Here is a 20,752-nt window from a genome sequence, read left to right as displayed (position 1 = left end):
TGTTTTACACCTCTGATCTAAATATAGAACATATAAGCTTCTTGCTCTCCATCTGTGTAGCTGGCAAGGTCCTCTAATGTTGTGCTGTCTAACACTTCTTTAACGGCATCCCGTATGCGGATCCACAGCTCCCGCTTGGCAGGCTCCTCGTCTTCGAGCACTTCCACAGGGCTGATCGGACCTTCAAGCACGCGGATGATGTCTCCAGCTGTAATGGCATCCGGCTCACTGCCTAATACGTATCCGCCGTATGCGCCTCTGATGCTTTTGACTAAGCCGGCATTTCTGAGCGGTGATACCAGCTGCTCTAAATAATGCTCTGACAAATTATTTGTCTGTGCGATGCTTTTTAATGAAGTCGGGCCTTCACCATGCTTTTTCGCGAGCTCGATCATAATGGTGAGACCGTATCTTCCTTTAGTTGATATTTTCAACATGAACACCTCTGTTATTTCATGATTTTCCATATATATAATGGTAATTTCTATATAATTCGTCCGTTTATTAAATAATAGACCAACTGCTATTATAGCATACCTTCTGCGAATTTTCATGGAAGCCGGCGGAAACAAGGCTTCCCCCTTTTCTAATTTCCGGTTTTCCGTTACCCTGTAATTAAGTAAGGAGAGATGATGATGAAGCCATTGGCATATCGGATGCGTCCGACGAAAATAGAGGATATTATCGGCCAGCAGCATCTGGTGGCTGAAGATAAAATTATCGGCAGAATGGTTCAGGCAAAACATTTGTCATCCATGATTTTGTACGGGCCTCCCGGAATTGGAAAAACCTCAATCGCAACAGCAATCGCCGGTTCAACAAGTATTGCTTTCCGCAAGCTGAATGCCGTTATTAACAATAAAAAAGATATGGAGATCGTAGCCCAAGAAGCCAAAATGTCCGGCCAGGTCATTTTGATTTTGGATGAAGTCCACAGACTCGATAAAGGAAAACAGGATTTTCTTTTGCCTTATTTAGAAAATGGCATGATTATTTTAATCGGCGCCACTACAGCTAACCCATATCACGCCATAAACCCGGCCATCAGAAGCCGAACGCAGATTTTTGAGCTAGAGCCCTTAACACCTCAATTGATTAAACAGGCTTTAGAGCGAGCTCTTCATGATGAGCACCGGGGGCTTGGCACGTATTCTGTTACAATTGATGACCAGGCGATGGAGCACTTTGCCCACGGATGCGGAGGAGATGTCCGTTCCGCTTTAAATGCGCTTGAGCTTGCCGTATTATCAACGAAGGAGTCTGCGGACGGCGTGATTCACATCACATTAGAGACTGCGGAAGAATGCCTGCAAAAGAAGAGTTTTTCTCACGATAAAGACGGTGATGCGCATTATGACGTCTTGTCCGCTTTTCAAAAATCGATCCGCGGCTCTGATGCCAACGCCGCTCTTCACTATTTGGCCAGATTAATTGAAGCGGGTGACTTGGAAAGCATCGCGAGAAGACTCTTGGTTATCGCCTATGAGGATATCGGCTTAGCCAGCCCGCAGGCCGGACCTAGAGTGCTGCATGCAGTTCAGACCGCCGAACGTATTGGCTTCCCTGAAGCGCGCATACCGCTGGCCAATGCGGTAATTGAGCTCTGTCTCTCGCCGAAATCCAATTCAGCTATTTTAGCAATCGATGAAGCGCTCGCGGACATCAGAGCAGGAAAAATCGGCGATGTCCCAAAACATTTAAAAGACGCGCATTATAAAGGAGCACAGGAACTTGGAAGAGGAATCGACTATAAATACCCTCATCATTACGAAAATGGATGGGTTGAACAGCAGTACCTCCCTGATCCTTTAAAGAACAAGCAATATTACAAACCGAAGCAAACTGGTAAATTTGAATCTGCGTTAAAGCAAGTGTACGATAAATTAATAAAAAGAAAATAAAAAACAGCCTTGAATATGCTTCAAGGCTGTTTTTTCATTATTTATCCTTCACGCGTTTGATTTCAATATCTTTCAAAAGATCCATGACAACATGACCGCCCATAATCAATCCCGCAACAGACGGCACAAAAGCATTAGAGGACGGCGGCATTTTGGCTTTGCGGATTTTCGCATCGTCATTTCCGACTTCTTTTCTGACGTCTTCCCGGATCACAATTGGGCTTTCATCGGAGAAAATCACTTGAACACCCTTTTTGATGCCTTCTTTACGGAGTCTCGTACGAACTACCTTTGCAATCGGGTCAGTATGTGTTTTAGAAATATCTGCGATTTGGAAACGTGTCGGGTCTGTCTTGTTCGCCGCACCCATGCTGGAGATCAGCGGAATATCCCGTTTCAGACATTCTTTCATTAAATGGATTTTATAATGAATGGTGTCTGACGCATCAATTACGTAGTCAAGGTTATACTCAAAGAATTGCTCATACGTTTCTTCCGTATAGAACATTTTTAACGAAATCACTTCACACTCAGGGTTAATGTCTGCAATACGCGCTTTCATTAAATCCACTTTCGGCTGACCGACAGTTGAAAGAAGAGCGTGAAGCTGACGGTTTACGTTTGTGATGTCCACATCATCCTTATCGACAAGCAGGATGCGTCCAACGCCTGAACGTGCAAGCGCCTCCGCTGCGAACGATCCGACGCCTCCAACTCCAAGCACAGCAACCGTGCTGTTTTTCAGCGTTTCAAGGCCTTCTTTTCCGATAGCTAATTCATTGCGTGAAAACTGGTGTAACAAGAACCTCACTCCACATTCGTAATCTGGTTTTCATATGATAAATGGCTATTACAGAAACAGCCGTTTTTTCTGCGCATAAAAAATAAAGTCCCAATTGTGCCGTTGCAGCTTTCCTTTGTTTTGAACCCGCTCTCAGCAGGTGGGTGCCCTCTTTTAAATCTTGTAAGTCCTCTTTACCGAATGAAAAGAGGCATGTACGCCATTTAAAAATGCGGGCTCCCAAATCAAAAAAATGTTCGGTCAAAACTAGGTGTACAACTAACACATCAGGACTTTATTTAACTTGTCAAAATCATATCATAGACGATTTTGATTTTCAAGAATCGAACTGCACATTCAGTTCTTTACTTTTGTTTTAATAGAAAGATGAAGTTCATCAAGCTGCGCATCGCTTACTTCTCCCGGCGCATCTGTCATCAGACAGCTTGCACTTGCCGTTTTCGGGAAAGCGATCGTATCTCTCAGATTCGTCCGGCCGGCAAGAAGCATCACGAGACGGTCTAAACCAAGCGCGATTCCGCCGTGCGGAGGAGCGCCGTATTCAAATGCCTCAAGAAGGAATCCAAACTGTTCTGCTGCTTCTTCTTTTGTGAAACCAAGCAGTGCAAACATTTTTTCCTGAATATCCTTTTCGAAAATACGGATCGAACCGCCGCCAAGCTCATAGCCATTTAAGACGAGGTCATAGGCTTGCGCTTTCATGTCCTCAGGCGCTGTTTCAATCAGCTCAAGGTCTTCACGGACAGGCATTGTAAACGGATGGTGCGCTGCGTAAAAACGGCCTTCCTCCGCATCATGCTCTAAGAGCGGCCAGTCAATAACCCATAAGAAATTGAAGAGGTTTTCGTCAATGAGTCCCCGTTCTTTCCCAAGCTTTAAGCGCAGGGCGCCGAGTGATGCGGCAACAACTTCGAATTTATCCGCTCCGAACAGCAGCAAGTCACCCTCAGCGGCGTTAAGTGCTTCAATCAGCTTGGACTGCTTTTCATCGTCAAAGAATTTGGCGATCGGGCCTTTCACTCCGTCCGCTTCGACCTTCACCCAAGCAAGTCCTTTCGCTCCGTAATTTGCGGCAAACGCGCCCAGAGCATCGATGTCTTTTCTTGAGTAATCGCCTGCCCCGCCTTTTACGTTGATGGCTTTTACTACTCCGCCGTTTGCCACAGCTGATGAGAACACCTTAAATTCAGTATCTTTTACAATGTCAGATACATCTGTCAAAAGCATGTCAAAGCGAGTATCCGGTTTATCAGAACCGTATTTGTTCATCGCCTCGTCATACGTCATTCGAGGCAGAGGAAGCTTGAGTTCCACACCTTTCGTTTCACGCATAATCTTTGCCATCATATCCTCAGCCAATGACATAATGTCTTCCTGGCTCATAAAGGACATTTCAATATCGATTTGCGTAAACTCAGGCTGGCGGTCCGCACGCAAGTCCTCATCGCGGAAACAGCGGGCAATCTGATAATAGCGTTCAACGCCTGAGACCATCAGAAGCTGTTTAAATAGCTGCGGAGATTGAGGGAGCGCATAGAATTCACCTTCGTGCACACGGCTCGGCACCAAGTAGTCACGTGCGCCCTCAGGTGTGCTTCCTGTTAAAATCGGCGTTTCAATATCAAGAAATCCTTTTTCATCTAAAAAGCCCCGAGCAGCTCTCGTCACGTTATGGCGCAGCTGAATCGTTTGAAACATAGCCGGTCTGCGCAAATCTAAGTAACGGTATTTTAAACGCACGTCCTCTGATACATCATCCGCTTGATCAGAAATGGCAAACGGAGGCGTCTTCGCAGCACTCAATACAGTCACTGCATCAGCGTGAATTTCAATCGCGCCTGTTTTCAAATTCTTATTCACTGTACCTTCTTCGCGCGCAACCACTTTTCCTTGAATATCAAGTACGTATTCGTTTCTGATGCCTTCCGCAATAGCAAGCGCTTCTTTTGATACATCAGGGTTAAAAACGACTTGAACAATTCCCGTACGGTCACGCAAGTCAATAAAAATCAATCCGCCGAGGTCCCGTCTTTTTTGGACCCAGCCTTTCAGCGTTACAGATTCGCCAATTGCTTTTTCAGTCATTTCGCCGCAATAATATGTTCTTCCAAACAATGCGTTCCACTCCTTATCCCTTTTGGTTTGCTTTCATCACATGTATAAATTCATCAAGAGCCACTTCAATCTGTTCGCCTGTTTTTGCATCCTTTACATTGATTTTGTTTTGAGCAAGCTCATCCTCTCCCAAAATCGCAATAAATCTGGCGTTGAGGCGGTCAGCTGTTTTAAACTGGCCTTTCATTTTCTTATTTTCGTAATCAATTTCACTGGAAATGCCTGCTTCTCTCAGTTTGTACACCAACGAAACGGAATAATCCTTCGCTTTTTCACCAAGCGTCACGATATAGCAGTCAATCCCCTGATCAACAGGCAGTTCTCTTTTTTCAGCATCAATTGCGGCAAGCAGGCGTTCAATGCTCATCGCAAATCCGATGCCGGGCGCTTCTGGTCCGCCGATTTGCTCGACCAATCCGTCATAGCGGCCGCCGCCGGCAAGCGTTGTAATCGCGCCAAAGCCTTCCGCATTGCTCATGATTTCGAATGCGGTATGGTTATAATAATCCAGCCCTCTCACAAGGTTAGGATCAATTTCATAAGAAATGCCGAGATCGTTTAAATATTGCTTCACTTTGTCAAAATAAGCGGCTGATTCTTCATTTAAGTAAGTAAGAATAGAAGGTGCCGATTTCATCAGCTCATGATCCCGGTCCTTTTTGCAATCCAAAATTCTGAGCGGATTGGTGTGCAGACGTGACTGACAGTCTGAACAAAATTCCTCGATGCGCGGCTCAAAGTGTTTCACGAGCGCTTCTCTGTAGCTTTTGCGGCTGTCCCGATCGCCAAGACTGTTTATCACAAGCTTGACGTTTTTCAAGCCGGCCTTCTGATAAATCCCCATCGCCAGCGCCATTACTTCAGCATCTATTGCAGGGTCTTTCGAACCAATCGCTTCGATTCCAAACTGATAAAACTGGCGGTAACGGCCTGTCTGCGGACGTTCGTAACGGAACATCGGCCCGACATAATACAGCTTTGTCGGCTGAACAGGATTCGCAAATAATTTATTTTCATTAAAAGCGCGAACTGCTGCAGCAGTTCCCTCGGGGCGAAGCGTCAGGCTTCTGCCTTTGCGGTCTTGGAAGGTGTACATTTCTTTTTGTACAATATCCGTAGACTCTCCGACGCCTCTGGCGAACAGTTCTGTATGCTCAAAAATCGGCGTGCGGATTTCTTTATATTGATAAGTTCGGCAAGTGTCTCTCATGATTTGTTCAACATACTGCCAGCGCTCTGATTCTCCGGGCAGAATATCTTGTGTTCCTCTTGGAATGTTATATCCCATGTGTAGACCTCCTTATGTATCCCTTATAAAATATACATTTATCGTCAATGATGAAAAATAAAAAAACTCCCGCCCCTACTATACACATATAGTAGGGACGAGAGTTATACCCGTGGTGCCACCCTAGTTGGAATATTTTCGTATTCCCGCTCGATCCTTTAACGCAGGTTCACGTTCACTGCCTAATGACGGTATCACGCGTTCAGCAGGAAACCTCCGGAGTGTTGTTTCGAGAAAGACGCAATGGGAGCCGCTTTCAGCCTGGGGCGGTTCCTCTCTAGCCATGCAATCTGACCTACTCTTCTCCATTATTGGTTCAGTTTAATTTTTATTTATTATGTACTCGATTTCTATTATAATAATGGCATTGCCGTACTCTGTCAAGCTTTATTCCGGTTGTTTTTCTGCTGTGATGCTTCTTTGGACATAAGACCAAATTCCGTTGCCGTTTCAGTGAGATAACCGATTGTATCAGGATCGGCATGATCACTGAAATGCAGGTTTCCTTCGCCGTCGTAAAATGCACGCCCCATTTTTGGATGATATTTCATGATTTGCACACCTTTTTGATTGGATTTATGCCTAGTATAAACAAATCATTTTATTTTTATTTAAAAATCAGAAAGGACTTTACGATATTAAGAAAGAATGCTTTTTTTTACGATCATTAGAAAGGAGGACACAATGAGCAAGAAACACTTTGTCCTTATTGTATGTATTATCGTCGCCGGGGCGCTTTTCCCGCCTTTTTCTGCCGTTACAGCCGCTCAGGGAGAAGCGGTCATCGCAACAGATGAAATGAACGTCAGAAGCGGTCCGGGGCTTAGCTACGGCATCATGGCGGAGGTGAAAAAAGGAGAACGCTACCCCATCTTGAAGGAAGACGGAGACTGGGTGCAAATACAGCTTGGTTCCGGAGATAAAGGGTGGGTTGTCTCCTGGCTTATTACTAAGGAAAAACAGTCAGGCACAAGCTCTACAGACAGCAGTGAAACTGTTACATCAACAGATCCCGATTTACGGATGAGAACAGGCCCTGGTACTTCATACGAAGTCATCGGCAAATTCCCGCAGGGCAGCCAAGCCGCAGTGATTGACAAGGATTCCGGCTGGATCAAGATATCATATCGAAATTCCACCGGATGGGTATCTTCCGAATACGTCACTTCAGGCAGCGGCAGTTCAGCGTCTGAGGAAAGTGATCAGACAGAATCATCTGGTTCAACAACGGGCACGGTTGGCGTTTCTTCACTGAATGTCAGAGGGTCCGCCTCACATGATGCAGCGATTATAACAAAACTTTCACGAGGAACGAAGCTTACAATCCTCGAAGAGAAAAACGGCTGGCTCCATATTAAAGTGAATGGGCTAAAAGGCTGGGTCGCAAGCCATTACATTGTGACCAGTTCTGACCCAGCTGGAGATTCAGCTGATGTCAGCAGTTCAGACAGTACAAAAAAAGCCTATATCGTATACGGAGGAACGAATTTAAGAAGCGATGCCTCAACGTCAGCTTCAATCGTTAAACGCGCAGCCAAAGGCGATGCGTACTCCATTACCGGAGCAAAGGGCAGCTGGTATGAAGTAAAACTTGACAATGGGCAGACCGCTTATGTCGCCAACTGGGTGGTACAGACGTCTAAAAGCGCTGAAGAATCCGGAGAGCCGCCTGTCGCTGATTCCGCTTCCGGAAGCGGGTCGCTGAAAAACAAAGCGATTGTTGTCGATCCGGGGCATGGAGGAAAAGACAGCGGAACGATCGGCTATTCAGGCCAATTCGAGAAAAAACTGACGATCAAAACGGCGAAACTGCTGGCTAGCAAACTTAGATCAGCAGGAGCAGACGTGTATGTGACACGGCAGGATGATACATTTGTCAGCTTACAGTCACGAGTCTCGACGTCTCACTACCGCAACGCAGACGCCTTCATCAGCATTCATTACGACAGCTTTGCGGATACTTCTACAAGGGGAAGCACAGCTTATTACTACAGTCCTGCAAAGGATCAGGAACTGGCATCAGATGTACACTCTGAAGTGGTTAAGCGATCTTCAATTCCTGACCGCGGCGTACTGTTCGGAGATTATTATGTGCTCCGTGAAAACAAACAGCCCGCTATGCTGTACGAGCTAGGATATGTAAGCCATCCGCAGGAAGAAGCCATAGTACATAGCAATTCATATCAAGAAAAAGTAACAGACGGAATTGAGAGCGGATTGGAGAAATATTTCCAATAAAAAAGCTGCCTTTTGGCAGCTTTTTTATTTTGAATCCATAATCAAAGTAACCGGTCCGGAGTTAGTGAGCTTTACATCCATCATGGCGCCGAATTTACCTGTTTCTACTTTGATTCCTTTTTCACGAAGCAGGTCATTCCATTTTTCATAAAGGCCCAAAGCCTTATCAGGTTTTGCGGCGTTCATGTAGTTGGGGCGCCGTCCTTTTCTCGTATCTCCGTAAAGCGTAAACTGTGAAACAGACAAAATCTCTCCGCCTGTGTCCAGAAGCGACAAATTCATTTTTCCATCGCTGTCATCGAAAATGCGAAGATTCACCATTTTATCCGCTAAGTAAGCGGCGTCCTCTTCTGTATCATCGTGAGTGATGCCGACCAGGACCATAATGCCTTGTCCAATTTGGCCGATCACATCTCCATCAACGGTTACACTTGCTTCTGTTACTCGCTGAACGACTATTTTCATTTTGTGACTCCTTTAATTCATGACGCGGCGCACAGAATATATATCCCTTATTTGCTTAATGCGCTCGACGACTTTATGCAGATGATTGATATTCTGGATAAAAATGGCCATATGAATGGTTGCCACTTTGTTGCGATCCGATTTGCCAGAGACAGAAGAAATATTTGTTTTCGTTTCATTCACTGCCTGAAGCACCTCGTTAAGCAATCCGCGGCGGTCATACCCAAGAATCTCGATCTCAACATTGTATTCCTTGCGTTTTTGCACCTGTGACTCATGTTCCCACTCTACGGGGATCAGCCGCTCCTGTGCTTCATTCGTTTTGACATTCGGACAGTCGTCCCGATGGACGGAAACCCCTCTGCCTTTTGTAATGAAACCGACAATATGGTCACCAGGCACAGGATTGCAGCATTTCGATAAACGCACAAGAAGATTGTCGATCCCCTTGACGCGAACGCCAGCTTCCCGCTTTCTTCCTTGCGGATACGGTTTAGGCTCCGCAGCGACATCCTGAACGATTTTTTCTTGTTCTTCCTGATCGCGCTGTTTTCTTTCTTTTTCCGTCAGCCGGTTCGCCACCTGCAGGGCTGTGATGCCATTGTAGCCGACCGCTGCGTACATGTCTTCTTCATTTGAGAAATTAAATTTATCAGCCACTTTTTGGATGTTCTCCGGTGTCAAGACGTCCTTTACTTCAAAGTCCAGATTTTTAATTTCTTTTTCTACCAACTCACGGCCTTTTTCGACATTTTCTTCACGCCGCTGTTTCTTAAAGAATTGACGGATCTTATGCTTCGCCTGTGAAGTTTGAGCAAGCTTCACCCAATCCTGACTCGGTCCATAGGAATGCTTGGACGTAAGAATTTCAACGATATCACCTGTCCGGAGCTTATGGTCAAGGGTCACCATTTTTCCGTTGACCTTCGCACCGATTGTTTTATTGCCGATTTCAGAGTGAATCCGGTAAGAGAAATCAATCGGGACAGAACCGGACGGAAGCTCGATGACATCTCCTTTTGGCGTAAAGACGTACACCATATCCGAGAACAAATCGATTTTGAGCGATTCCATAAATTCTTCGGCATCTGTTGATTCATTTTGGAATTCCAAAATTTCGCGGAACCATGAAAGCTTTTTCTCAAATGTTGCACTTTCACTCGCTGCTTTTCCTTCTTTATAAGCCCAGTGAGCCGCAACCCCGTATTCTGCGATTTCATGCATTTCGAAGGTGCGGATCTGCACTTCCAGCGGGTCGCCTTTAGGCCCTATAACTGTTGTATGAAGCGATTGGTACATGTTCGGCTTCGGCATTGCGATATAATCTTTGAACCTGCCGGGCATCGGCTTCCAGCAGGTATGAATAATGCCGAGCACCGCGTAGCAGTCCTTTATGCTGTTCACGAGAATCCGGACAGCAAGCAGATCATAAATTTCATTGAATTGCTTATTTTGCAGCACCATTTTTCTATAGATACTGTAAATATGTTTCGGCCGGCCTGAGAAGTCAGCCTTGATGTTGACTTCTTCGACACGTTTTTTCACCTCATTGACAACCTCGTCGACATAAAGCTCGCGTTCTGCGCGTTTTTTCTTCATGAGGTTGACAATTCTGTAATATTGCTGAGGATTCAAATAACGGAGCGCCGTATCTTCCAGTTCCCATTTAATCTTTGAAATCCCGAGGCGATGAGCCAAAGGAGCAAAAATTTCCAGCGTTTCATTAGAAATTCTGCGCTGTTTTTCTTGGGGAAGATGTTTCAGCGTCCGCATATTGTGAAGACGATCCGCCAGCTTGATCAGTATGACCCGGATATCTTGAGCCATAGCGACAAACATTTTGCGATGATTTTCCGCCTGCTGTTCCTCTTGAGATTTATATTTAATTTTACCGAGCTTCGTTACACCGTCCACAAGCATTGCCACTTCCTCGGAGAATGCTTCCTTCAGGTCATCAAGCGTCACATCAGTATCCTCCACTACATCATGCAGAAATCCGCCCGCGATTGTGGATGGATCCATTTCAAGATCAACGAGAATTCCCGCAACCTGAATCGGATGAATAATGTAAGGCTCACCTGATTTGCGGTATTGCTCGCGATGAGCATCTTCAGCGTACAGGTATGCTTTTTCGACAAATGCGATATGCTCATCGGATAGATAACTGCGCGCTTTATCAATAACTTGCTCGGCAGTCAATACTTGTTCGTTCGCCATGGAATCACCTTTTTTAAAATGTAAACTGTATTGTAGTTTATTATCAAGAAAAAAACGATAGATGTAAAGAGCAGAAGTTCAAATCACCAAATAATATATCAAATAAATGCAAAACAATAGGAAAAAAGCACCCTGTATCGAGTGCTTTTTCCTTTATGAGGTTATCTTTAGTATTTCATTAGTGTTAAGATGTCATAATTATCAAGTTTATTTCTGCCGTCAAGGTAAGAAAGCTCGATTAAGAAAGCGATACCAGCTACAATGCCGCCAAGCTCCTCAACTAGTTTGATTGTAGCTTCAATGGTGCCGCCTGTCGCAAGCAGGTCATCTGTAATAAGCACACGCTGGCCTGGCAAAATCGCATCTTTATGGATCGTTAATACATCTTTGCCATACTCCAAACCGTAATCCACTTTGATGACCTCACGCGGCAATTTGCCTTCTTTGCGAACCGGTGCAAAACCGACGCCGAGCGCGTAGGCAACCGGACAGCCGATAATAAAGCCGCGCGCCTCCGGGCCGACAACCAAATCAATTTGTTTTTCTTTCGCATATTCAACAATTTGATCTGTTGCATAGCGATAGACATCGCCTTTATCCATCAGTGTCGTAATATCTTTAAATTGCACGCCCTCTTTCGGGTAATCGGGTACAATTGTTACGTATTGTTTTAAATCCATCTGTTTTATGTCCTCCTCGTACTTTCATAAGCCTCTGAATCTTGTTTCATCAGCTTATTCAGCCATTCCTTCAGCTCTTCAGCCGCAGAATAATTCAGCTTTTGATCCAGCTCCATCAGCTGCTGTTTTGCTTGATATGTTTGTGAGTCCGTTAAATCGCGTTTTTTCGCTCCGCTTATCACAGACAGCACACCATTCTCTATTTTAACAAAACCGAGATCAAAAAACACCTTTGTCATGAAATTGATTGTTTCAACGGACCAGCCTTTATGCCTCGCAAGCTCTGAACCGTGTTTTTTCAAGTCAAAAGCGCCTCTTTTCAGCAAGAATGCATAATACCATTTAAAGTGGTCTCTTGCCGGAAAAGATGATAAAAAGTGTTCCTCATGATTGAGAAAGATGAAGTAAATCCGCTCAGGCGCTTTGCCTTCCAGCAAACGTGCGAGCATGTCCAGCGAAGGCGGAGAATCCAGTAATACAATATATGCACCGTCAAGTTCATATGCCTTCGCTTGGTCTTCAGAACTGATAACGTGCACGTCATGGCGAAGATCTTCAGACTGAAGAAGCGTTGTAGTTTCTTCTTTGAAGGAGACAATGACTCGTTTATCAGACGGAAGGGCGGAAACCGTATCTTTCCACGTGCGTTTTCCTCTTAAGTCAAACAGCTGCCATTCAGCAACAGCCGCATCCTTGATCATCAGCTGCGGTTTTTTTCTGTTATTCCATTCATTGATCGACATTTCACCAACAATCGAAATTTTTGAACCGGGTACAATACTTTCCTCAAGCTCGCCTTTATTAAAACCGACGCAGTCAAGCTGGGATGAATCGTTTCTAATCGTCATTTTGACATGATTTTTATTCGCCCCGATTTTGCGGACATCTTCCAGCACTGCGTTTTCTACCATCACATGCGGTTTCGGATTCAGCATGCCGAAGGGAGAAAGCAGATTCATCTCTGTGATGCTTTCAACCGTAATGTCCTCCACGCTGCATACGAGGTCTACTTCCTGTACAGGAATAAAATCTTCTTCTGTAAGCGTATTGTCAGCTATCTCATTCAGCCTGTTCCGCAATTCCGGCACATCTTCGGCATTCAGCGTCATGCCAGCCGCCATTGGATGGCCTCCAAAGTGCGGAAGAATATCTCTGCATTCAGAAAGGCTTTCAAACAAATTAAATCCCCTGATGCTTCGTGCCGAACCTTTGGCGATCCCTTTTTCTTCATCAATTCCAAGGACAATGGCCGGGCGGTAGAAACGGTCTACAAGCTTTGAAGCTACAATTCCGACGACTCCGGGATTCCACCCTGCTTTTGCCACGACAATCGCAGTTTGATTAAGCCCTTCTTGTTCAACCATTTCAATCGCTTCATCCGTCATTTTGCTGACCATCTTTTGCCGTTCTTTATTAAGCTGATCGATTTCAGCGGCAAGCTCTTCCGCTTCAAACGGGTCCTCTGACATAAGCAAATGAACAGCAGGATCGGCCTGTTCAATTCTTCCGACTGCATTCAGTCTCGGTGCGAGCTGAAATCCGACGGTTTCTTCGTTCGCTTCTCCGATTTCTCCGCCTGAGAGCTTAATCAGTTCTTTTAAGCCAAGCCGGTTCGTCCGCCGGAGCTTTTCGAGACCTAATGTTGCAATTAATCTGTTTTCATCATGCAGCGGAACTAGATCGGCAATGGTGCCGATTGCCGCCAGGTCAAGAAGTTCATCTGGCAATTCGCCCAATAATGCGTGGGCAAGCTTAAACGCCACGCCCACTCCTGCAAGCTCCTTAAAAGGATAGGTGCAGCCAGGCTGCTTCGGGTGAACGATCGCATGAACATCCGGAAGTTCTGGTCCAGGCTCATGGTGGTCGGTAATGATGACATCTAAGCCAAGTTCCTTTGCTACCTTCGCTTCATGGACAGCGGCAATCCCCGTATCAACCGTAATAATGAGTGAGAAGCCTCGTTCTTTAATTGAACGAAACGCCTGTTCATTAGGGCCGTAGCCTTCTTTAAACCGGTCAGGTATATAAAAATCAACTTGCGCCGACAGCTTTTGCAAAGTGTGCAGCATCACTGACGTACTGGTAACTCCATCGGCGTCATAATCGCCATATATCATAATCTGTTCTTGTTGTGAAATCGCCTGTTTTATTCGTTCTACCGCTTCTTTCATCCCCTTCATCTCATAGGGATCATAGAATTCGGCATCCTTTGTATGTAAAAACAGCCTCGCGTTTTCTGCCGTATCAAAGCCTCTTTTTACAAGCAGCGACGCAACAAGAGGTGTTATGTCCAATTGTTCTGTGAGTGATTTGACCTTTTCCTGATCTGGTCGCTGGATTTCCCATCGCATTTTTGACGCTAACATAAATTCACCCCTCAACCACCCTATTATACTAGAGCATGCTGAGGGGTTTCAAATATAATTCGAAAACTAGTCTTTTTTCTCAATCATGGCGGATGCATCCTGTGTGTCGGCTTGAACATCATTCAAATGAGCATCCTCTTGGTTATGTATCACATCCTGTGCGGTTTTGGTTTCTTTCCGCAACGCTTTTATTTCTCTCTTTAATTTCATGACTTGAAAAATTCCGGCAGAAAAAACGATCAGCGCCCCCATCAGTACTGAACCTAAAATGACTAGAATAAGCGGCCACTCTGATCTGCCAAACAGGTAATCAACTTCTACAGATCTTACATTAATTACTGCGAAAACAGCGACAAGCAACGTAAAAATAAGTGCAAATATGATCGTCCATTGTTTGTTCATTCGATTACCCCCAAACTTCATTTATTGAGGTTAGTTTCCCTATTCACATTGGTTTTAAACATGGCTTGACGCGAGGTCAAGCCCCCAGTGCGGTTAATTTTTCTCGGATCAGCCTCTTCAGTCCGTCTCTCTCTCCGGAGATGACGAGTGTATCTCCTTCTTCTATCACTGTTTCAGATCCTGGATTCAATTGCTTTTGCTGATTCTTCTTTAATATAGCGATGACTGTCGCTTGATATTTCTGCCGCACGTCCAAATCACCGATGGTCTTGTGAACGGCTGGTGCTCCTGCTTCTGCTTTAAACCATTCTATGATCAAATCGTCAAGAGCCACTTCCACGGTTTCTAACGCTTTCGGTTTATATGCCATCCCGCCCAGAATCGCAGAAATCTGCCTCGCTTCCGCATCATCAAACTGTACGGATGTTACACATTCTTCATGATCATTTTCGTCAAAATAATACAGCTCTCTTCTGCCGTCGTCATGGATGATAATTGATATTTTATCTTGGTTTCTGGTGACAATCTCAACTTTTTGCCCGATACCCGGCAGCTCCGACTCGCGAACCTTCATACCCAAACCCTCCCACATATATGAAAACCTGTCACAAATCCTCTTCACACCATTTATATGTTTAATTGTAAGCGTATGTCATTATAGCAAATGTCTATTTTAAGATCAATCAAACGCCAAAAAATCAGGCTGTCCATAATGGACAGCCTGACAGTTACTCTATTGTTCCGTACCTTTTTTTAGTTCTTTCCCTTTCCAAACAAGCCAAATTTGCGCGGCAATGTAGAGGGATGAATAAACACCTGTTAACAGCCCAACCAATAGAGCGATTGAGAAGTTTGTAATAGAAGATGCTCCAAAGATCAGCAGTGTTATAACAACAATTACTACAGTTAATACAGTATTAATGGATCTTGTAAAGGTTTGCTGCAAGCTTAGGTTTACGATATGGCTCAAATCGGCAAACGTTTTCGGCTTGCGCTTTTTCAAATGCTCGCGAACCCTGTCAAATGTAACGATTGTATCGTTAATCGAATAACCGACAATCGTCAGGACGGCCGCAATAAAGGTAACATCTACCTCCAGCCTTGTAATGCTGAAAAATGTGATGATAAAGAAAGCATCATAAAGCAGTGAAACAATCGCAGCAATCGCCATTTTGTACTCGAATCGGATGGAAACGTAAATAATGATTCCGATTGAAGCAATGGCTACTGCGTACAATGCATTTCTCGCCAGTTCTTTACCAACAGTAGGTGACACCGTGCTGACATTCGGCTCGGATCCGTACTTGTCTTTAAAGTAATCTTTCACTCTTGCAATGGTTTCTTTATCAGGCACTCCTACAAAGCGGGCAACACCAATATTGCTCTTTTCGCCTGACAAGACAACCGTGTCAGGTTCCATGCCAAGTGATGCAAAGTCCTTCTCCACCTGCTCTGTCGTGAGCTTATGGTCACTTTGCACTTCAATCCGTGCGCCGCTCGCAAAGTCAATGCCCAAATTCAGCTTAAATACAAGCAGAATAATAATCCCGGCAATGGTAACTGCACTTGAGAAAATAAAGAAAAATTTTCGTTTGCTCGTAAAATTCCATTTTTGGAACGGCGTATACGGTTCTGTATTTTCATCTGTGTCCTGGATGTCCACAATATGTTTCTTTTTGACGCCAAACCAGCCTTTTTTCCGGTCTAACCATCTGCTTTCCACAAGAAGCGAGAGCAGAAATCTTGATAAGAAGACTGCGGTAATAAAGCTTGTCAGAATCGACAGAATCAGCATTGTCGCAAACCCTTTAACAGAGCTTGTCCCAAAGACAAAGAGCACAACCGCTGCAATAATGGTTGTAATATTGGCGTCAAAAATCGTCGCAAATGACCGTCTGTTTCCTGAGCGGAAGGCAGAACGGACGGATTTTCCTAGCTTAAGCTCTTCCTTAATCCGCTCATAGGTGATGATATTGGCATCTACAGCCATCCCGACCCCTAAAATGAGTGCGGCTATTCCCGGAAGAGTGAGAACAGCGTTCATCCAGTCAAAAATCTGGAGCGTAATGTATACATAAACTGATAGCGTAATCACCGCAATCAATCCTGGCAGGCGGTAATAGAAAAGCATAAATAGGAAAATAATAGCTATTCCGATAATACCTGCAAACACCGTATCGTGCAGCGCCTGCTGTCCAAATTGTGCGCCTACTGATGTTGAGTATTTTTCAGTCAGTTTAACAGGCAGCGCCCCGGCATTTAAAATGCTGGCTAAATCTTTCGCTTCCTGGACTTTGAAATGCCCTTCGATTTTTACATCTTTTGTGTTTAATTCCTGGCTTACATTCGGAGCGGAAACATATTTAGGGTTCTCTTTCTGAACTTCTTTTTTATAAGAGTCGCCTTTTTCGTAATCCAGCCAAATAACAAGCTGGTTGTTTGGCGCCATATTCATGACCTTTTTCGTCACTTCTCCGAATTTATCAGCGTCTTTCAATTTGATAGTGACAATCGGTTCATTTGTTGTACTATCATAAGTTTGTTGTGCGCCGTTTTCGACGAGATCCGCACCATTCAGCAATTCTTTATCATTTGCATCTCTGAAAGAAAGCTGAGCCTCAGTCGCCAAAATTTCCCGCGCTCTGTTTTGGTTTGTCACACCAGCGAGCTGAACACGAATCCGGTTATTTCCTTCAATTTGGATGTTCGGTTCACTGACACCGAGGACATTCGCCCTGCGATTCAAAGCCTCTACTGTGCTGACCAGAACGTCTTTTGTGATTTTGTCACCTTTTTTTACGGGCTGTACGTCATACAGCACCTCAAATCCGCCTTGCAAATCCAATCCTAACGTAATATTGTTTGCAGCAGGCTTTGTAAAGTAGCCCAGACCCGTGCCTATCAATAGAACGAAAAGGAAAAACGCAATCAAGCGTCCTTTTTTCATTATGTATATCCTCCCTTAAACCTATGCAGATCAACTGCTACCTCAGTAGTTCTTCCAATGCTTCCTGACCTTCTTCACTGCCCAGCCAATTAGACGTTTTAAATGACTCAACAGTTGCATAGTTCATAAATTCTCCAATTTTCACTGATAAAATATCCCTTGTCAGTTCATAGATGTGCAGCTCCGATTTCTTTTTCCACTTCTTGTTTTTTAAGTATGACCACAAACTATCGAGCTCAACATCATCATATCCCAGAATCTTAAACTCTTCCAGTTTGCTGTAAAGAAACGGCCTTACGTGGTCTTTATACAGATCGGCTGGATGCTTATCCACGAATTCCACGCTCCTTTTTTATTGTTTTTCAAGAAGACTTGTCATGCTTGGACGATATATACGCATATCTTTATTGTATATGATTCCAGGTAGTTTGAGAAGGCAGGGGGTAAAAATGGCGAAACAGACGTTTTTAAAGGGCACTCTTATCCTTATCGCAGCAGGGATGGTCACAAGAATGCTCGGCTTTGTCAACCGGGTGGTCATCGCCCGTTTTATCGGCGAAGAAGGGGTCGGGCTCTATATGATGGCGGCTCCTACCTTTTTCTTAGCCACTACATTAACTCAATTCGGTCTTCCCGTCGCGATCAGTAAGCTTGTCGCTGAAGCCAGCGCACGCGGAGATCATCAAAAAACGAAAAATATTTTAGTCATGTCTCTTACCATCACTGGGATTCTCAGCCTGATTTTCACACCGCTGTTTTTATTTTTCGCCCCGATAATGGCGGAAACCATGCTGACAGATCAGAGGACGCTGTACCCCCTCTTGGCCATTACTCCGGTCGTGCCGATTATCGCCATATCCAGTGTGCTGAGAGGGTATTTTCAAGGAAAACAAAATATGAACCCGCTTGCCGTTTCACAAGTCCTAGAACAGGTCGTCCGCATTTCTCTCGTGGCTGTATGTACGACGATTTTTCTCCCTTACGGAATTGAATATGCCGCAGCGGGAGCCATGCTTTCTTCAGTTGCAGGAGAGCTGGCATCACTCGTTTATTTATTCATTTGTTTCAAATTCAAAAAGACAATGAAAATCAGAAAACATTTTTTTCAATCAATTAAAAATGGAAAAGAAACTTTTTCTCAATTAATGAGCGTCTCACTTCCTACAACCGGCAGCCGTTTTATCGGCAACCTGTCTTGGTTTTTTGAACCCATTGTTGTCGCGCAAAGCCTTGCAATTGCCGGAGTGGCGACAGTTGCGGCTACAAAGCAATACGGGGAACTGACCGGCTTTGCCATGACGCTGCTGACTCTGCCCAGCTTTATTACATATTCTTTGTCGACCGCGCTTGTTCCTGCGATAAGTGAAGGAATGGAACAGAAAAAACTTCAGGTGGTTGAATACCGATTGGAGCAGGCCATGAGGCTGTGCCTGCTTAGCGGGGGCATTTCAGTTGTGATTTTATATGTATTTGCGGATGAGCTGATGAGCGTGATGTATGGGTCCTCAGGCGCAGCTGTGTTTATAAAAGTCATGGCTCCGTTTTTTCTGCTTTATTATTTTCAGGGTCCGCTTCAGGCTGTGCTGCAGGCGCTCAATTTGGCAGGTGCTGCAATGATGAACAGCTTGATCGGAGCCCTTGTAAAAACAGGCCTTATTTTCGTCCTTGCCACGAGACCGTCTCTCGGCATCATGGGTGCTGCATTAGCGATTGTAACGGGCATGGTGCTCGTCACCCTTTTGCATGCAGCGACAGTGAGCAAAGTGCTGCCGATCAGCATCAAAATAAAAGAGTACGTGCTCTGCTTTGCGGTTATTTTTATATGCGGGTTCCTCAGCTCTGCTGTCAAACAATATGTGACCTTCGGAGAGTCGGAGGCTGTGAATGTTGCCGGATGGATTGCGATAAGCGCTGTTTTCTATATCATCTTGCTGCTCGTTTTCCGTTTAATCAAAAAAGATGAGCTTCGCCGCATCCCTATTATCGGACGCCTGATCGTCCGATGAAATCAGGTGCGGTGCCCCTCTTTTTCATCAATAAAAAATTCGCCGTCAGTAAACGAACAAAATGATATAGCTGAAGGATTCGTATATCCCTGTTTTAATAAATTCTCCTCAAGCCACTGGTTATCTTTACCGATCCGAGTCAGGTTTTCAGTTTGAATGTCACCGTCAATGATAAGCGGCATCTCCATCTGTCTGTGTTCATCATTGTTTTGTTTTTTTACGACAGTCAGTTTGCCTGACGGCTCTAATATAGCAAATGACACATCAGCCACTCTGTCGATATTATTTTCTCTTAGCTGAACCATCAAATCATCAAAATTATAACGCTGTGATTTCATGGCGTTTTCGTCAATTTTTCCGTATTTAATGATAATGGTGGGCTTGCCGTCAAGAAGCTGACGTACGTTCCGGTTTTTTAAGGATATGTATGCAAACGTCACTTGGATCATCATTAGCACAAGCATTGGCAAAATGGTATGAAACAGATGGTCCTCTACGTTTTCTATGGCCAGGACAGCAATTTCTGCCATCATGATAAAGACAACGAGATCTAATATACTAAGCTCTCCGATCTCCCGCTTACCCATGAAACGAAAAATAATCAGGATCACAAAATATAATACGACTGTGCGAAACGTTATAGTAAGAAGCTCTTCCATCATGCACCTCCAACTCATCATAGCATGCAACAAAACATACGATTTATGTAAGAAAAAGTGATCGTATTTCATAAAGCTTTTACGTCTAATTCACGGAACGAGGGAATACATTTTTACAAAGACGAGCCATCAGCATGTCTGAGGCTTTGTTTAAAAAGAACAGAAGCCTTTATAGATAGGCAGGGAGGAGAAATTCATGGAGGAAACGAAACAAGTTGGAAAAGGCATACTCTACGGCTTAATCGCTATTTTTTCAGCCATGCTCCTAACGAGTTTAGCCGTTTCACTTTTACTGACAGCAACCTCGCTTGAAGAATCATCATTCAACTGGCTGATCACCGCCGTATCATTTCTTTCTTTATTTATCGGCGGATTCATATCTGGCGGGAAAGGGAAGGAAAGAGGATGGCTGATTGGGGCATTGACTGCTTTAAGCTTTTCCTTGATTATTTTACTGTTTCAATATCTGGGATTCGGAAAAACATTTACAGCAGAACAGCTGCTTTTCCATCTTGGCTTTTTAGGCGTATGTATGCTTGGCGGCATTTTCGGAGTGAATTTGAGAGGAAGCAGATCTTCCTAATAAAAAAAGAGCGGGGGTTACCCGCTCTTCAGGCTGTCGAGAAAATCTCGACAGCCTTTATTTTTCCTTAAAATATCCATTCT

18 protein-coding genes, 1 other RNA gene and 1 other annotated feature are annotated in these 20,752 nt (G+C 44.5%); of the genes, 4 read left to right on the top strand and 15 right to left on the bottom strand.

Annotation, left to right across the window (positions count from 1 at the left end; all coding sequences use genetic code 11):
* Positions 1–17: 17 nt before the first annotated feature.
* A complete protein-coding gene (gene cymR, locus LNN34_RS01805; RefSeq protein WP_003225879.1) occupies positions 18–434 on the bottom strand; it encodes a cysteine metabolism transcriptional regulator CymR in 417 nt (138 codons plus the stop codon).
* Between the two features lie 201 nt (positions 435–635).
* Between cymR and LNN34_RS01800 the strand changes: the two genes are divergently transcribed.
* The gene (locus LNN34_RS01800) at positions 636–1,901 is read left to right on the top strand and encodes a replication-associated recombination protein A (protein ID WP_059335505.1); all 1,266 of its coding nucleotides are present in this window, start codon (positions 636–638) and stop codon (positions 1,899–1,901) included.
* 37 nt (positions 1,902–1,938) lie between these two features.
* Here LNN34_RS01800 and LNN34_RS01795 read toward each other — a convergent pair whose 3' ends face one another.
* The 5 genes from LNN34_RS01795 to LNN34_RS01775 all read right to left on the bottom strand — a co-directional run bounded on the left by LNN34_RS01795 (position 1,939) and on the right by LNN34_RS01775 (position 6,657).
* Entirely contained in the window at positions 1,939–2,703 is a 765-nt protein-coding gene (locus LNN34_RS01795; protein WP_059293512.1) for a ThiF family adenylyltransferase, read from the bottom strand.
* A gap of 83 nt (positions 2,704–2,786) precedes the next feature.
* A non-coding RNA gene (gene ssrS / locus LNN34_RS01790) (6S RNA) lies at positions 2,787–2,979 on the bottom strand.
* A 60-nt stretch (positions 2,980–3,039) separates the two neighbouring features.
* Positions 3,040–4,818, bottom strand: a complete 1,779-nt coding sequence (aspS, locus tag LNN34_RS01785) for an aspartate--tRNA ligase (protein WP_059293511.1) — start codon at positions 4,816–4,818, stop codon at positions 3,040–3,042.
* 13 nt (positions 4,819–4,831) lie between these two features.
* On the bottom strand, positions 4,832–6,106 hold the full coding sequence (gene hisS / locus LNN34_RS01780) for a histidine--tRNA ligase (protein WP_193659533.1): 1,275 nt from the start codon (positions 6,104–6,106) through the stop codon (positions 4,832–4,834).
* Positions 6,107–6,196: 90 nt separating this feature from the next.
* Positions 6,197–6,427: a binding site (T-box leader), on the bottom strand.
* 59 nt (positions 6,428–6,486) lie between these two features.
* Positions 6,487–6,657 (bottom strand): YrzK family protein, encoded by a 171-nt coding sequence (locus tag LNN34_RS01775; RefSeq protein WP_229042603.1) that lies wholly within the window; start codon positions 6,655–6,657, stop codon positions 6,487–6,489.
* A gap of 133 nt (positions 6,658–6,790) precedes the next feature.
* Here LNN34_RS01775 and LNN34_RS01770 point away from each other — a divergent pair, with 133 nt between their 5' ends.
* On the top strand, positions 6,791–8,344 hold the full coding sequence (locus LNN34_RS01770; RefSeq protein WP_059293509.1) for an SH3 domain-containing protein: 1,554 nt from the start codon (positions 6,791–6,793) through the stop codon (positions 8,342–8,344).
* Positions 8,345–8,368: 24 nt separating this feature from the next.
* On the opposite strand, the gene dtd is transcribed toward LNN34_RS01770, so the two are convergent.
* The 8 genes from dtd to LNN34_RS01730 form a co-directional block, all read right to left on the bottom strand.
* Positions 8,369–8,809, bottom strand: coding sequence for a D-aminoacyl-tRNA deacylase (gene dtd, locus LNN34_RS01765; protein WP_059293508.1), 441 nt, complete (start codon positions 8,807–8,809; stop codon positions 8,369–8,371).
* 12 nt (positions 8,810–8,821) lie between these two features.
* Entirely contained in the window at positions 8,822–11,026 is a 2,205-nt protein-coding gene (gene relA / locus LNN34_RS01760) for a GTP diphosphokinase (RefSeq protein WP_044154273.1), read from the bottom strand.
* A 167-nt stretch (positions 11,027–11,193) separates the two neighbouring features.
* Positions 11,194–11,706, bottom strand: a complete 513-nt coding sequence (locus LNN34_RS01755) for an adenine phosphoribosyltransferase (RefSeq protein ID WP_010335123.1) — start codon at positions 11,704–11,706, stop codon at positions 11,194–11,196.
* 5 nt (positions 11,707–11,711) lie between these two features.
* On the bottom strand, positions 11,712–14,072 hold the full coding sequence (gene recJ / locus LNN34_RS01750) for a single-stranded-DNA-specific exonuclease RecJ (protein ID WP_059293507.1): 2,361 nt from the start codon (positions 14,070–14,072) through the stop codon (positions 11,712–11,714).
* Between the two features lie 66 nt (positions 14,073–14,138).
* Positions 14,139–14,474, bottom strand: a complete 336-nt coding sequence (locus tag LNN34_RS01745) for a LapA family protein (protein WP_069487124.1) — start codon at positions 14,472–14,474, stop codon at positions 14,139–14,141.
* Positions 14,475–14,550: 76 nt separating this feature from the next.
* On the bottom strand, positions 14,551–15,048 hold the full coding sequence (locus LNN34_RS01740) for a cation:proton antiporter regulatory subunit (protein ID WP_229042602.1): 498 nt from the start codon (positions 15,046–15,048) through the stop codon (positions 14,551–14,553).
* 159 nt (positions 15,049–15,207) lie between these two features.
* The gene (gene secDF / locus LNN34_RS01735) at positions 15,208–17,421 is read right to left on the bottom strand and encodes a protein translocase subunit SecDF (protein WP_229042601.1); all 2,214 of its coding nucleotides are present in this window, start codon (positions 17,419–17,421) and stop codon (positions 15,208–15,210) included.
* A 37-nt stretch (positions 17,422–17,458) separates the two neighbouring features.
* Positions 17,459–17,755, bottom strand: a complete 297-nt coding sequence (locus tag LNN34_RS01730; RefSeq protein WP_010335127.1) for a post-transcriptional regulator — start codon at positions 17,753–17,755, stop codon at positions 17,459–17,461.
* Positions 17,756–17,870: 115 nt separating this feature from the next.
* On the opposite strand from LNN34_RS01730, the gene spoVB reads away from it, so the two are divergent.
* A complete protein-coding gene (gene spoVB, locus LNN34_RS01725) occupies positions 17,871–19,427 on the top strand; it encodes a stage V sporulation protein B (RefSeq protein WP_199398313.1) in 1,557 nt (518 codons plus the stop codon).
* Between the two features lie 2 nt (positions 19,428–19,429).
* Here the strand turns inward: spoVB and LNN34_RS01720 are convergent, their stop codons facing one another.
* Positions 19,430–20,086, bottom strand: coding sequence for a DUF421 domain-containing protein (locus LNN34_RS01720; RefSeq protein ID WP_229042600.1), 657 nt, complete (start codon positions 20,084–20,086; stop codon positions 19,430–19,432).
* A gap of 196 nt (positions 20,087–20,282) precedes the next feature.
* Here LNN34_RS01720 and LNN34_RS01715 point away from each other — a divergent pair, with 196 nt between their 5' ends.
* The gene (locus LNN34_RS01715) at positions 20,283–20,669 is read left to right on the top strand and encodes a TIGR04086 family membrane protein (protein WP_024122324.1); all 387 of its coding nucleotides are present in this window, start codon (positions 20,283–20,285) and stop codon (positions 20,667–20,669) included.
* Positions 20,670–20,752 lie beyond the last annotated feature (83 nt).

This window comes from Bacillus sp. AF23 (assembly GCF_020861455.1).
Lineage (GTDB): Bacteria > Bacillota > Bacilli > Bacillales > Bacillaceae > Bacillus > Bacillus halotolerans.
This window is presented reverse-complemented; position numbering and strand designations above follow the sequence as displayed.